At 69.3% G+C, this 13,797-nt stretch carries 11 protein-coding genes; 7 read left to right on the top strand and 4 right to left on the bottom strand.

Annotated elements, in window-relative coordinates:
• Positions 1 to 8: 8 nt before the first annotated feature.
• Together ACIHCL_RS18105 and ACIHCL_RS18100 are read left to right on the top strand one after the other, a co-directional pair.
• Positions 9 to 905, top strand: coding sequence for a LysR family transcriptional regulator (locus ACIHCL_RS18105; RefSeq protein WP_399862817.1), 897 nt, complete (start codon positions 9 to 11; stop codon positions 903 to 905).
• A gap of 63 nt (positions 906 to 968) precedes the next feature.
• The gene (locus tag ACIHCL_RS18100; RefSeq protein WP_399862815.1) at positions 969 to 1,448 is read left to right on the top strand and encodes an NUDIX domain-containing protein; all 480 of its coding nucleotides are present in this window, start codon (positions 969 to 971) and stop codon (positions 1,446 to 1,448) included.
• 219 nt (positions 1,449 to 1,667) lie between these two features.
• On the opposite strand, the gene ACIHCL_RS18095 is transcribed toward ACIHCL_RS18100, so the two are convergent.
• The gene (locus ACIHCL_RS18095) at positions 1,668 to 2,849 is read right to left on the bottom strand and encodes an FAD-binding oxidoreductase (protein ID WP_399862813.1); all 1,182 of its coding nucleotides are present in this window, start codon (positions 2,847 to 2,849) and stop codon (positions 1,668 to 1,670) included.
• Positions 2,850 to 3,523: 674 nt separating this feature from the next.
• Between ACIHCL_RS18095 and ACIHCL_RS18090 the strand changes: the two genes are divergently transcribed.
• Positions 3,524 to 4,396 carry a GNAT family N-acetyltransferase gene (locus ACIHCL_RS18090; RefSeq protein WP_399862811.1) on the top strand — a complete coding sequence of 291 codons (873 nt, stop codon included), beginning with the start codon at positions 3,524 to 3,526 and terminating at the stop codon, positions 4,394 to 4,396.
• Between the two features lie 492 nt (positions 4,397 to 4,888).
• Positions 4,889 to 5,341 carry a GNAT family N-acetyltransferase gene (locus ACIHCL_RS18085; RefSeq protein WP_399862809.1) on the top strand — a complete coding sequence of 151 codons (453 nt, stop codon included), beginning with the start codon at positions 4,889 to 4,891 and terminating at the stop codon, positions 5,339 to 5,341.
• 124 nt (positions 5,342 to 5,465) lie between these two features.
• On the opposite strand, the gene ACIHCL_RS18080 is transcribed toward ACIHCL_RS18085, so the two are convergent.
• Together ACIHCL_RS18080 and ACIHCL_RS18075 are read right to left on the bottom strand one after the other, a co-directional pair.
• The gene (locus ACIHCL_RS18080; RefSeq protein WP_399862807.1) at positions 5,466 to 6,848 is read right to left on the bottom strand and encodes a serine hydrolase domain-containing protein; all 1,383 of its coding nucleotides are present in this window, start codon (positions 6,846 to 6,848) and stop codon (positions 5,466 to 5,468) included.
• 306 nt (positions 6,849 to 7,154) lie between these two features.
• Complete coding sequence (locus tag ACIHCL_RS18075) at positions 7,155 to 8,132, bottom strand: DsbA family protein (protein WP_399862805.1); 978 nt, start codon at positions 8,130 to 8,132, stop codon at positions 7,155 to 7,157.
• A gap of 63 nt (positions 8,133 to 8,195) precedes the next feature.
• On the opposite strand from ACIHCL_RS18075, the gene ACIHCL_RS18070 reads away from it, so the two are divergent.
• On the top strand, positions 8,196 to 8,753 hold the full coding sequence (locus ACIHCL_RS18070) for a TetR/AcrR family transcriptional regulator (RefSeq protein ID WP_399862803.1): 558 nt from the start codon (positions 8,196 to 8,198) through the stop codon (positions 8,751 to 8,753).
• Between the two features lie 207 nt (positions 8,754 to 8,960).
• A complete protein-coding gene (locus ACIHCL_RS18065) occupies positions 8,961 to 9,914 on the top strand; it encodes a GNAT family N-acetyltransferase (RefSeq protein ID WP_399862801.1) in 954 nt (317 codons plus the stop codon).
• Between the two features lie 210 nt (positions 9,915 to 10,124).
• Here ACIHCL_RS18065 and dnaB read toward each other — a convergent pair whose 3' ends face one another.
• Positions 10,125 to 11,597 carry a replicative DNA helicase gene (gene dnaB / locus ACIHCL_RS18060; protein ID WP_399862799.1) on the bottom strand — a complete coding sequence of 491 codons (1,473 nt, stop codon included), beginning with the start codon at positions 11,595 to 11,597 and terminating at the stop codon, positions 10,125 to 10,127.
• A 460-nt stretch (positions 11,598 to 12,057) separates the two neighbouring features.
• Here dnaB and ACIHCL_RS18055 point away from each other — a divergent pair, with 460 nt between their 5' ends.
• Positions 12,058 to 13,395, top strand: a complete 1,338-nt coding sequence (locus ACIHCL_RS18055; RefSeq protein ID WP_399862797.1) for an MATE family efflux transporter — start codon at positions 12,058 to 12,060, stop codon at positions 13,393 to 13,395.
• Positions 13,396 to 13,797: the final 402 nt, after the last annotated feature.

Below are 13,797 nucleotides of genomic sequence, written 5' to 3'. Positions count from 1 at the left end.
GACAGGACATGGACCTGTCCCTGCTGCGTACGTTCATCACGGTGCACCGGGCCGGATCCTTCACCAGGGCCGCCGCGCTGCTCGGTCTCTCCCAGCCTGCGGTGACCTCGCAGATCCGTACCCTGGAACGCCGGCTGGGCCGCCCGCTCTTCCTTCGAGGGGCCCGGGGCGTGACGCCGACGACCGTCGGCGACGAACTCGCGCACCGGGCGGCGCCCCATCTGGACGCTCTGGTCGAAATCGCCGAGACCGAGCTGGACGAGGAGTCGGCTGTACGGACCCTGCATCTGGCCGGGCCGCCCGAGTTCGCGTCGCTGCGCGCCCTGCCCGCGCTCGCGCCGCTGGTCGCCCAGGGGCTGACCCTGCGCAGTTCGTTCTTCACCAGTGCCGAGGAGACCCTTGAGGGACTCGCCGCCGGGCATCACGACCTGGTCATCGCGACGTCCCGCCCCCGTGGCGGGCTGCTCACGGCAACTCCGCTCTGCGACGAGGAGCACGTGCTGGTCGCCGCTCCGCGCTGGGCCGCTCACCTGGGGCCGGGGGGCCCGGGGCACAGCGGCCCCGTGGCGCTGGAACAGCTGCCGGTCGTGGAGGTGCACGAAAGCCTGCCGTTCGTCTCCCGCTACTGGTCCGCCGTGTTCGACAGCCGGCCCGCCGCCGCGGGAACGGTCATCGCCCCGGATCTCCGGGCCGTCCTGGAGTGCGCGGCAGCGGGTGCCGGTCTCGCCGTACTGCCGCGCTATCTGTGCGAGGGGGCGCTGGCACGGGGCGAGGTCGTCGCGCTCCTCGATCCTCCGGTTCCCCCCTTGCGCACCTATTTCCTGGTCGTGCGGACCGGCACGCTCGCGCTGCCGCACATCGCGCGGGCGCACGAGTGGCTGCTGCGGGCCGCCGCCGACTGGTGAGGCCAGGACGGCCGGGCACCGTTCGGGTGTTTCAGAACCGGTTCAGTGGGCCACGCTCTTGCCATGACCGAACGTCCCGTGGTCAAGCGCACCGCACGCGCCATTCTGCTCGACGGCAACGACCTCGTCCTCATCAAGCGGACCAAGCCCGGGATGGACCCGTACTGGCTCACGCCGGGCGGCGGGGTCGAGCCCGGGGACGAGACCGTCGTGGACGCCCTGCACCGTGAACTGGACGAAGAACTGGGCGCCAAGATCACCGATGTGGTCCCCTGTTTCGTCGACACCGTCGAGCACATCGAGGGCGGCGGGGTGAAGGGCGTCAAAGTCCAGCACTTCTTCGTCTGCCGGCTGGAGTCGATGGACCTGTCCCGGCGCCACGGCCCCGAGATCGACGCCCCCTGCGGGGAGTACGAGGTCGTACGGGTGCCGTTCAGCCGGATGGGGATCGCCACCGTCCATCTCGTGCCGCTGTCGCTGCGGCACTACCTGGACGGCAACATCGAGGGCGTACGGGCGATGCACGCGCCGGACCTGGGCTGATACGCGGGCGGGGCAGCCGGGCAACGGCCCGCCGCCCCGCCCGTGAGCCGGGCAGCCGGTGCCGAGCGTGCCTGGGGCCGACGAGAGCTCCTGGGGCGGGGCTGTCGGCGCCTCGGCGGGTGCCGCGGTCATCGGGCCCGCGCCTCGAACCGTCGTCCCCCTGCCGCGGCCCCGTCCGGTGGGCCGGTGCCACCCCCATGGGCCGACGGTCGGCAGCGGTCAGCCGGGGGTGACGACGGACAGTTCCTCGACGGAGTCGTGCCGGATACGTCCGGCCGGCATGCCGATGCCCCTGAGCGCGTCCACGCTGCTGCGGATCATGCCCGGCGGGCCCGCGAGGTAGGCGTCGTACTCGTGCCATGGACCGCATGCGCGCACGGCCTCCGGCAGCAGCCCCCGCAGACCGCCCTCCCGCTCCGGGCGGCCGATCGAGACCACGGGCCGTACGACGAGCCAGGGGAAGGTCTTCTGGAGGCGCATCATCGTCTCGATGTCATACAGGTCTCGATCGCTGCGGGCCCCGTAGAAAACCTCCATGCGACGCCGGTCACCATGCTCCGCGACGTCCTCCACGAGTGCCTTGATGGGCGCGATGCCCGTTCCCCCACCCAGGCAGAGCAGACCGCTGTGGGCGGAGTGGTCGATCGTCATCGAGCCGGTGGCCGGGCCGAGCCGCACGATGTCGCCCGGCCGGGCCCGGTGCACCAGGGCGTTGGAGACCCACCCGGCGGGTACCGCCTTGACATGGAAGGTGAGCAGGCCGTCGCGGCGCGGCGCCGACGCGAAGGAGTAGTGCCGCCAGACCCGGGGCCACCAGGGTGTCTCCATCGCGGCGTACTGGCCGGCGACGAAGCGGTAGACCTGATCCGGGCGGACGGTGAGGACGGCTATGTCACGGGTTCTCAGTTCATGCGAGACGACCTCCGCGTGCCACCAGGCCGGGGTCCGCCACTCGTCCTCGGCAGCCGCGTCGATCATGATCTGCGACATCACGGTGTAGGCGCGGACCCACGCCGCCTCGGCCTCCGCATCCCACACGGCGGCGGCATAGCGGCTCAAGGCTCCGAGGAGCGCCTCGCCCACCGAGGGGTAGTGCGCGGCCAGTGTGCCGTACTTGCGGTGTCCCCGGCCCAGTTCGCCGAGATACTCGGTCAGCGCACGGGAGGAGTCGAACCGGTCGGCCGCGCCGAGGATCGCGCGGAACAGTCGATCGCGCTGCACATCCATCGCAACCGGGAACAAGGAACGCAGCTCAGGATGCCGAGTGAAGAGCAGGGCGTAGAAGTACGAGGTCGCCTGGTCCGCGACAGGCAAGATCTCGGTCAGCGTGCGATGGATCAGAATCGCGTCGGGAGATCTGTCCGTCCCGCCTTCGGTCCACCTGGTAACCGGAACATCCATGCTGTGCCTCGCCTTGAACGTCTTCTGGTCGCCTCGTCCCCGGACCCCCCGCAGTCACTCTCCGCGGGCGTGGCCGGGCCCCTGCCTGTGCTCGACGGCCGGTTCACGCCGACGGTTCCCCGCCGGTTCGCCCTGCCATGAGCGCAGGCGCCATGAACGCAGGCCGCCGTGAACGCGGACCGGATACATGGTGGAACGTCTACGCATCCGAATCAGCTTTCCCGTTACGCTCCCTTGCCCCATGTGCGGGCCGTGAACCCACTACGGCCGTTCATATCCGTGGCTTCTCCGGACCATGACTCCGTGCGGCCCCGCCGAGCACCGACGCCGACCTCCGCGGGAGGTGACGGAGAACACGTACCGGCTCACCGGACCGCGCCACCAAGTGGCACGCGCTCCATACCAAGACCGGTACGCGCGGCTGCTCCCGCCGCCATCGGACACCCTGCCCCGTTCCCGTCGGCGTGTTTCACATGAAACCACCGCTCCCGCGCCCGTCACGCGTTCCTCTCCGTCACGTCGCCGTGTCCGCGAGCCGACCAGGCCGGCCACTGGGAGGCCGGCGCTTCGGGAAACTGCCCAGCTCGGACAACGACCGCACCGCCCGACCAGTACGAGGCAGGGGCCGGGAAAGAAGTGGACGCGGCGTCATCTGGTCGGACAGCCTGAGCTTCATGCCCACCCCGTTGCCCCGCCCGCTCGCCGAACTGCCCGTCCGACGTCTCACTCCGGGCGACCTGGTCGCTTGCGCCGATCTCAGCGAGGACCGCGGCTGGTCGCGTGACGAGCACCGATGGGGTCTCCTCCTGACCGCAGGAACCGGCTACGGCATCGACGAGCCCGGCGGGGGCGGAGGGCTGGTGGCCACGTGCGTGGTGACCTCCTACGGTCCACGACTGGCCGCCGTCGGCATGCTGCTCGTCGCCGGGCGCCATGCGCGACAGGGAGTCGGACGACGCCTCATGCGCCATGTGCTCGACGAGGCGAGTGGCACACCGCTCACCCTGTACGCGACATCCGAAGGACGGCCTCTCTACGAACAGCTCGGCTTCAAGGGGGTGGGCCGCACCGAACGGGTCACCGGCACCTTCCGGCCGATGGGCGACGGCGGGTGCGCCGCGACCATCCGCCCGGCCACGGCAGAGGATCTGCACGCCATCGTCCGGCTCGACGCGGACGTCTTCGGCGGCGACCGGACCCATGTTCTTGCCCGGCTGCCCGCGTACGCCGATCATCTCCGGGTCGCGGAGGACGGCAGCGGCCTCGTCGGCTACGCGGCGGCCTGGCCCAGCGCCGGGACTCAGGTGATCGGCCCGCTGATCGCGCCCGACGGCCACACGGCCCTGGCGCTGATCGACTCCCTCGCGGAGACGACGGACCTGCCGTTGCGCGCCGACATCGACGCGCGCCATACCGATCTGCTCACCGGACTCAAAAGGTGCGGTCTGCGAACGGTCTCCGAGACCACAGTGATGGCCAGCGGCATCCCGGACCTGCCCGGTGACTGGACCCGCCGCTATGCTCCGCTGACTGTGGCAATGGGCTGATATCTCCGGACTCCTGCGTTCTCCCTCGGCTGTTCCGCTGCTGCTCTCGCTCTCCCGTCGACCTCCCCGTCCGGCGTCGGGCCTTCCGGTCCGTCCTCGCCGCCTCCGCTCTCCCTCCGGCTCTTGCGGGGAATGACCCGCCAGGACCATGGCCAAGGCGCCCAGCGGTGCAGGTACGGCGGCGCCGTCCGACGGCAGCCGGCGAAGTGGCCACCCAGCAGGTAGCCGTGCATCACACTGCCCGGTCCGAAGAGCACCGGCGGCCAGCGGACGGAGCAGGCGCAAGCCTTGCGCCCTCCGACCGGGCTCGTTCCGGGACGAGGTCGACCGCGTGGCCACCCACCCAACCCGAGGGGCTCGGGGCGTGTGCCGACAGCGCACACGGTCCGGTCAATTCCGCACCCCGGCCCGTTCGTTCCCTCCACCGTCCGGGCAGCGGCACGCATCGACCGAACGGTCCGCGCGGCCCGCCGACTGCGTAGCCTGTCGGCCATGAGAGAACTGGAGATACGGCCCGCCACCCCCGCCGACATTCCCGCGATCGTGGCCCTGCTCGCCGATGATCCGCTGGGAGCCGGGCGCGAGTCACCGGACGATCTCGCCCCGTACCACGCCGCATTCCGTCGACTGGCGGACGACCCGAACCAGCATCTGGTGGTTGCCGTTCGCGCAAACCGCGTCATCGGCACTCTGCAACTGACGGTCATCCCGGGACTCTCCCGGCGCGGCACGACCCGCTCGATCATCGAGGGCGTCCGTATCCACGCCGATGAGCGCGGGAGCGGACTGGGAACCCGGTTGATCGAGTGGGCCGTGGACGAATCAAGGCACAGGAACTGCCAGTTGATCCAGCTGACATCCGATGCGTCCCGGACCGATGCCCACCGCTTCTACGAGCGACTCGGCTTCACCGCCAGCCATACGGGCTTCAAGCTCGCGCTCTGATTCCATGGCCCGAGGCCTCTTCCACAGCTCCGGAGCATCTCCAGAGCTTCTCCGCGGGGCCCGCCCCGTTTCACGTGAAACGGGGCGCCCAGGCCGCGTATTCACGTGAAACGGGGCGCTGCCGTCAGGTTCCGAGGCCCCGCCAACCGCCCTCGTCCACCCCGCCGGGAATCGCCGCATCAGGGTCGTACGGCTCCCGAGTGAAGACGAACGAGCCCAGGTCGAGATGGTTCACACTGCCATCGCTGTTCCGGACGACGTTCAGGATCTCTCCCGCGTAGTAGCTGTCGCGACCGATCCAGGTGCCGTCCGGCAGGGCGGTGAACCGGGCCCCTCGGCCATTGCCGTGCAGCGGTCGGAGGTCCAGCCCGCCGTCCGGGCCCAAGCGCAGGAGGTGCGGTCGCGTTCCCCAGTACCAGGGACCGGTCAGCGCGAGAAGCTCCGGACCTACCTCCGGCAGCGGGCGCCAGGGATCCGGAACACGGGGCTCGGCCTCAGCGACGATCTTGGCGAGGTCGGCGGCGACGCCACCGGCCATCGGTCCCGATGTGACGTTGGTCAGCACGACAGCCGCCACGTCGTCGTCGACGCTGAACCACAGGGCGGCGAGGAAGCCGGGCAACGAGCCCGTGTGCCCGAAGAGCGTACGACCGTCCTCCCGCTCGATCTGGAGGCCCAGACCATATGCGGAGCCCCATTCACCGGGCTGGCCCGGTGCGGAGGGTTCCCGCATCTGCTCCACGGAAGCGGCGCAGAGCACCCGGTCGTCTCCCTCGGCTAGGAAGGCCGCGAACCTGAGCAGATCCCCGGCCGTGGACCAGAGCTGGCCGGCCGGGGCCATCAATCCGAGGTCTTCGGCCGGTTCGGGTAGCAGGACATCCGCCCAGGGATGGACGGCCCAGCCGTCCGCATGTGGCGCCTGGGGCCGGGGGCTCGTGCGGTGCATGCCCAGCGGCTCCAGGATCTCGCACCGGAGCGCCTCCTCCCAACTCACTCCGCGCACCCGCTCGATCAGCGAACCGAGCAGCGTGTAGCCGGGGTTCGAGTAGTGGTAGCGGTGGCCCGGAGGGTGCATCTCCGTACGTTCGCCGAGTACATCGGCCAGTTCGGGACGGAGCGTGCCAGGAGTCCTCTCCCACCATGGGGCGGGTGACTCGGCGCCCAGCCCCGCGCTGTGGCCCAGGAGTTGGTGAAGGGTGACCGTGCCGACGCCCGTGCCGGGCAGGTGCTTCTCCAGGGGGTCGTCCAGGTCCAGCAGCCCCTCGTCTCGGAGCCTCAGGACCAGCACGGCGGTGAAGGTCTTGGTGATCGAACCGACCCTGAACTGGGTGTCCGCGTCGGCTGCGTGGCCGTCGGTACCACTGCGGGAACCGCTCCAGACGGCCTGCCCCCGCCTCTGCACCGCGGCCACGAGCGAAGGGGTACGGCCTTCCGACTGCGCGGTGGCGATGCGGTGCAGCAACGCGCGCTGCGTACCGGGAAGCAACTGTTCGGATGAAGAAGTCATGGTCAACAACTACTCGCAGGAGCACGGGGGTGGCGAACGCGTTTCGACACGATCTTCGACACGTCCGACCACCTGCTGTCATGCCTTTCCGCCGGACCTGGGCGGCGATCCGACCCGTGGACCGTCAGAGCTTCCTGCGGTGAGTTCTGACCAGGGTGCCGTTGCCGAAGGAACGGACCGAGTCCAGGACGAACTCGGGGTACCGCGTTTCCTCCGGCATCTCAGAATGTGTCATCCGCCGGCCGCCTCGGATGCGTGTCATTTCCTCGGAGCCCGTGCCCACGCGCCCCATCGGCGATCTTTCGGTCATGCGAAATCGGGCGTCATGGCGGCGGCCATCTTCAGGTGCAGAGAGGCTTGCTCGTCATTCCCCAGGCGCTGAAGGGTGCGACCGAGCATGAGCCTCGCATAGGAGTCGTCCGGCGCGTCGATGACCAACTGCTCCAGCACGACACGGGCCCGGGTCAGTTGGGCGGAGTGGAAGTAGCCGCGGGCCGCGATGCGGCGGACGTTCAGATCATCCGCGTGCTCGTCGAGCAAAGGCTTCAGCAGGGTGAGAGCGCCGAGGGGGTCCTGCCGGCCCAGCAGGGACTCGGCCCAGCGCAAGCGCTGGACCTCCTCCGGCAGCTTGCGCCCGTGGTCGCCTCCGGCGAGGAAGTCCGCGATCGCCTCCGGCGGCTGGGCACCGGCAAGGGCCCGGTCACCGACCACGATCGTCGGTGATGTCGCGATGCCTCGTGCTTTGCCGATCAGCAGGAGCTCCCGTACCTCTCGGTCGCCCGCGTCGGTGTCCAGCAGCTCCGCGCCCTCGGCGAATCCGGAGCGGACGGCGACCATCCCGAGGCGGCGGCGGTCACTGATGTCGTCGCCATCGATGAAGTGGGCCTTCAACACCTGCTCGGCCAGCTCGTTCTGCAGCGCAGCGCCGCCGTGCTCCCGGGCCAGGTAAAGGAGGCGGTGAGCATCGTGGCTGCTGGCGTGCCAAGCCGCTCCCCACTGTGGCCCCAGACCTTCGTCCGCCGCGATCCGGGAGACGCGGACCCGGTTCTCCGCCGGAGACAGATCCGGGGCGCACTGCCGCAACGCGTCGTCCACCAGCTGATCGCGCCATGTCTCCTCGATGGGAATCGCCTGGTCCGGCGTGGTCGGGTCGATGCGGAACGGACGCCAGACCACCTCGGCCCCGGCGTCGGCGAGTGCCGGATCGGCCAGCGCCTTCTCCAGACGCCGCTTGCCGATGTAAGCCCATGCGCAGACCACGTCTGCCCAGATCTCGATTCGCATACCCGGAACACTAACCGACATCCGTTGATTAACAAAGCGACAGATGTTGGTTAGTGTGGGGACATGAATCTGGACGACCCTCGTGCCCAGCGCAGCCGGGCTCGGCTGCGGACGACAATCCTGGAACTCGCCGCGGTCAAGGACCCCGCCGAGATCACCATGTCGGAGGTTGCCAAGCACGCCGACGTGAACCGGGCCACCGTCTATCAGCACTTCCCCGACGTGGACGCGCTCGTGACGGACGCCATGGAAGAAGCGGTGACGCATGTGGCACGTGCGGCGGCCCTGTGTCCTCTCGACGCGCCTCGGAACGAGGTGCCCCAGCCGTTGAATGATGTGTTTCAGCATGTCACCGACAACGCGGCCCTGTACCGACGCATGCTGGGCCCCCAGGGAAGCGCCTTGTTCGTTGCACGCCTGCGGGAACGGCTGACCATGGAACTCGTCACCTCGTTCCGCGAAGGACGCCGCCCCGCCGGGTTCGACGACGTGCCGGACGCTGTGCATGCGGCGTATCTGGCCGGCGCCTTGATCGGCGTGATCGCCACCTGGGTCACAGAGGACACGCCGGTCTCCGCGCCGACGGCGGCGCTCGCCTTCTGGAGGTTGTTCCAGCACTGACTTCGCACCGGTCGGCCGGGCGCGACGGTGGCGCCGGATTGCCGCGGACCTCACCCGCCGCCGGCCGGCGGCCTCGGCAAAGGTCGCGCCGGGCACCTGCCGCATGTGCGGCGGCCGAGGGGCGCCGCTTGTGCTGTCGACTGCCGCGATCGGCGGCCCCGGAAATCGGTTCGCCGACTTTGCGGGGCCCTGGCACTGTGGCGCACCATGACGAACATCGAGCCTGTGACCGTCGCGGACATACAGCTCATGCAGGGTCTGGCGCAGCATGTCACCGCCACCCGCCCGGACCTGGTGAACAGCGACGCGTCGTTCGGCGAGCTGGCCTGGAACTGGGGCAAGGGGCACGCCGTCGACGCCGCGAGCTGGCGGCGTCGGCTGTGGTTCTCCGGCGGGGATCTGGTGGCGTGGGGCTGGGCCCACCTTCCGCGCCGGGTGAGGCGGAGCGACGGATCGGTGAAGGACGTCACCGACGCCTGTCTGACGTATCAGGTCCATCCCGACCACGCCGGGCTGGTGGACGAGGTGATCGACTGGTACGACGGCACGGCGGCGGGCCTCGAACGTACGGTGATACCGAGCGCCGCCGATGAGTTCGCCCTGAAGCGATGGGCGGCGCACGGCTATGAGACCGACCCGGCCTCGCTCGGCGACACCGGGTCCTGGACCCAGCTCAACGAGCGGCACCTCACCGACCTGGAACAGCCGGTACTGCCGGACGGATTCCGGTTCCGCACCGCCGACGAGGCCGGGCCGGAGGCCGCGGTCCAGGCCCATCTGGACGCCTGGGGTTCCTCGGCGTACACGACCGAGAGCTACCAGGGCGTCCGGCAGACGGCGGGGTACCGCGGCGACCTGCACATCCTGGTGGAGGCGCCGGACGGAACGATGGCCGCCTCGACGATCATGTGGCTCGACGAAGCGAACAGGACCGCTGAGTTCGAGCCGGTCGGGACGCACCGGGACTACCGGCGTCGGGGGCTGGCAAGGGCGATGCTTCTGCACGGGATGCATCGGGCGAGAGCGGCCGGGGCCACCCATATGACGGTCGCCTGCCTGGGTGCGCCGGGGCATCCCCAGGCGCGCGGGCTGTACTACAGCGTCGGGTTCCGGATGTTCACGCGGGACGCGCCGCTCATCAGCACCAAGACCGCGGACTGAGGACTGGTCATGCGCGCAGCCGATTCAGGCCAGGTCGGCCGGGCGAGGACCTGACGTAGGCGGGTGTCGTCGGTGCGGCGGGGAAGCCTCAGCGCCGGCCGGTTGGCCGAGTCCCGTGCACGGTGCGACCGTCGTGGCCGTCCCGACGACCTCCGCAACCTTGGCTCCGAACAGGGTTGGTCCCATACGACGGCCTCGCAGTCGTCCGAATCAGGTCTGCGCCATGTCCACGAAACGCGAATAGTGCCCCTGAAAGGCGACCGTGATCGTCGCCGTGGGCCCGTTGCGGTGCTTGGCCACGATCAGGTCGGCCTCGCCCGCGCGGGGGGACTCCTTCTCGTACGCGTCCTCGCGGTGCAGGAGGATCACCATGTCGGCGTCCTGCTCGATGGAACCGGACTCGCGCAGGTCCGACACCATCGGCTTCTTGTCGGTGCGCTGCTCGGGACCGCGGTTCAGCTGGGAGAGGGCGATGACCGGGACCTGCAGCTCCTTCGCGAGCAGCTTGAGGTTGCGGGACATGTCCGAGACCTCCTGCTGACGGCTCTCGGCTCGCTTCGAAGAACCGGACTGCATCAGCTGCAGATAGTCGATGACCACGAGCTTGAGGTCGTTGCGCTGCTTGAGGCGACGGCACTTCGCACGGATCTCCATCATGGAGAGGTTCGGGGAGTCGTCGATGTAGAGGGGGGCGGCCGACACGTCCGGCATCCGCCGGGCCAGTCGGGTCCAGTCGTCGTCGGTCATGGTGCCGGAACGCATGTGGTGCAGTGCCACCCGTGCCTCGGCCGAGAGCAGACGCATCGCGATCTCGTTGCGGCCCATTTCGAGCGAGAAGATCACGCTGGGCATGTTGCTCTTGATCGAACATGCCCGTGCGAAGTCCAGCGCCAGGGTCGACTTACCCATCGCGGGGCGGGCCGCGATGACGATCATCTGCCCCGGGTGCAGGCCGTTCGTCAGGGCGTCGAGGTCGGTGAAGCCGGTCGGCACGCCCGTCATCTCGCCGCTGCGGGAACCGATCGCCTCGATCTCGTCGAGGGCGCCCTCCATGATGTCGCCGAGCGGCAGATAGTCCTCGCTGGTGCGCTGCTCCGTGACTGCGTAGATCTCGGCCTGGGCCGAGTTCACGATGTCGTCGACGTCGCCGTCGGCCGCGTATCCCATCTGTGTGATCTTCGTGCCGGCCTCGACGAGCCGCCGCAGGACGGCCCGCTCGTGGACGATCTCCGCGTAGTACGAGGCGTTGGCCGCGGTCGGCACGGACTGGACGAGCGTGTGCAGATACGGCGCTCCGCCCACCTTGGTGATCTCGCCGCGCTTGACCAGCTCGGCCGCCACCGTGATCGGGTCGGCCGGCTCGCCCTTCGCGTAGAGGTCCAGGATCGCCTGGTAGACGATCTCGTGGGCGGGGCGGTAGAAGTCGTGCCCCTTGATGATCTCCACGACGTCGGCGATGGCGTCCTTCGACAGGAGCATGCCGCCCAGTACGGACTGCTCCGCGTCGAGATCCTGGGGCGGTACCCGTTCGAAGCCGGAGGAGCCTCCCTCCCATCCGTCGCCGCCGGTGCCGTCCTCGTGCCGGTCGGCGCGGTCGCGGCCCCCGCCGCGGCGCGGGCGGGACACGGGCAGACGGTCGCCTGGACCGGTGTCGGGCCAGCCCAAGGGCTCGGGAATGCTCACCGGGCCGCCTCCTCCCGTCCGCTCCGCGGACCTCGCCGTGCCACTCTTTCTTACGGCACGGCACCGACAAACAAGACGCCCGACTCCGGTTCCGGCGCGTCGAGTTCTACAGGGCTCCAGGGACGGAACAGGGTGCGGGCGCCGGACCACGGTAGGCCGCTCGACACCGTCAGCCAATCTGGTTATCCACAGGGCATGTGGACGACGCGCCAGATGCTGTGGAGAACCCCGAAGAACCTGTGCACGGAGCAGGGGACAGCACTGTGGACAAATTCATACCAGCCCCTCCCCCGTCCACTCTGACCTGCGAGTTCTCCATCCACTGGCTGTGGGGGAGAAAAACTTTTCCGGTCCGCGCAAGATCACGGCCGACCGTACACGGACGAACACCGAACCGCAGCAAGAGTAAGGACTCTTCTTCAATTGCGTCCATTACCTGTGGAAGATTAGATTAACCCGCATGACCCAGGCCCCGGCACCATCCGCGACCGTCCGTCGACGACACGACCGCGAGATCATCTCTCTCGCCGTACCGACCTTCGGCGCACTTGTCGCCGAGCCGCTCTTCGTGATGGTCGACAGTGCCATCGTCGGCCATCTCGGCACAGCACAGCTGGCAGGGCTGGCCGTGGCGGCGGCCCTGCTGACCACCGCCGTCAGCATTTTCGTCTTTCTCGCGTACGCCACCACGGCCGCAGTGGCACGACGGGTCGGGGCGGGCGATCGAGCCTCCGCGATCCGGCAGGGCATGGACGGTATCTGGCTGGCCCTCTTGCTGGGCATATGCGTCGTCGCCGTCGCACTGCCTACCGCGCCCGCGATCGTGGACGCCTTCGGGACCTCCGACACCGCGGCCCCCTATGCCATCACCTATCTGCGGATCTCCAGCCTCGGCATCCCGGCCATGCTCGTGGTGATGGCCGCGACGGGTGTCCTGCGCGGCCTGCAGGACACCCGGACCCCGCTCTATGTCGCCATCGGCGGTTTCACGGCCAACGCGGCCCTCAATGTGGGACTCGTCTACGGAGCCGGGCTCGGCATCGCCGGATCGGCCTGGGGAACCGTCATCGCGCAGGTGTCCATGGCCGTCGCCTACCTGGTCGTGGTGGTGCGCGGGGCACGGCGGTACGGCGCTTCGCTGCGTCCTGATGCGGCGGGGATCATGGCCAGCGCCCAGGCAGGCGTTCCACTGCTGGCCCGTACGCTGTCGCTCCGCGCGGTACTGATGATCGCCACAGCCATCGCCGCACGGCTCGGCGACACCGAGATCGCCGCACACCAGGTCGTCCTCTCGCTCTGGAGCCTGACGGCCTTCGCGCTCGACGCTATCGCGATTGCGGGGCAGGCCATCATCGGCCGCTATCTCGGAGCCGATGACGCCGAAGGCGCGCGCCGGGTCTGCCGCCGGATGGTGCAGTGGGGTATCGGCTCCGGGGTCGTGCTCGGAGTACTGATCGTGCTCGCGCGGCCGCTGTTCGTCCCTTTGTTCACCGGCGATCAGGCCGTTCAGGACACCCTTTTCCCCGCGCTGCTGGTGGTCGCGCTGTCCCAGCCGATCGCGGGCGTGGTCTACATCCTGGACGGCGTGCTGATGGGGGCCGGGGATGGGCGCTACCTCGCCTGGGCCATGATCGTCACGCTGGTCGCGTTCGCGCCGGCCGCCCTGCTGGTACCGACGCTCGGCGGTGGCCTGACCGCACTGTGGTGGGCAATGACACTGATGCTGGCCGTCCGCCTGACAACACTCTGGCTCCGCACCCGGTCGGGCAAGTGGGTGGTGATGGGCGCCACGCGCTGAGCCCTTCTCGGGCTCTTCATGCTCGCTGAGCCCTCCTGGGGCTTCCCGGCCGCCGAGCCGCCAGGCGCTTCATCTTCGTCGGGCTCGCCAGGCTTCATGTTTCACGTGAAACAGCACGTTTCACGTGAAACCGTGTCGCGCCGCCCGTCGGCTCACCCACGTGTCACGCGAATCCGCCTCACAGGAGAACAACGCTCCGGACGGGACGTGAGATCAACGCTCCGGACGGGAATCGAGTAGGAGGGCCGGGTCGCCCGGCCCTCCTCTCACACCACCGGACATGCGGGCCTCGCATCCGGCGGTTCACCGAGCTGATCTCAACCTCTGCCAGGTCGGCTTGAGCATGCGCAGACCCAGGTCTTCCCAGTGGGAGTTGGGCAGTGCCCGCTGAAGGACGGCTGA

Source organism: Streptomyces sp. NPDC052042 (assembly GCF_044548345.1).
In the GTDB taxonomy this organism is placed as follows: Bacteria; Actinomycetota; Actinomycetes; order Streptomycetales; family Streptomycetaceae; genus Streptomyces.
This window is presented reverse-complemented; position numbering and strand designations above follow the sequence as displayed.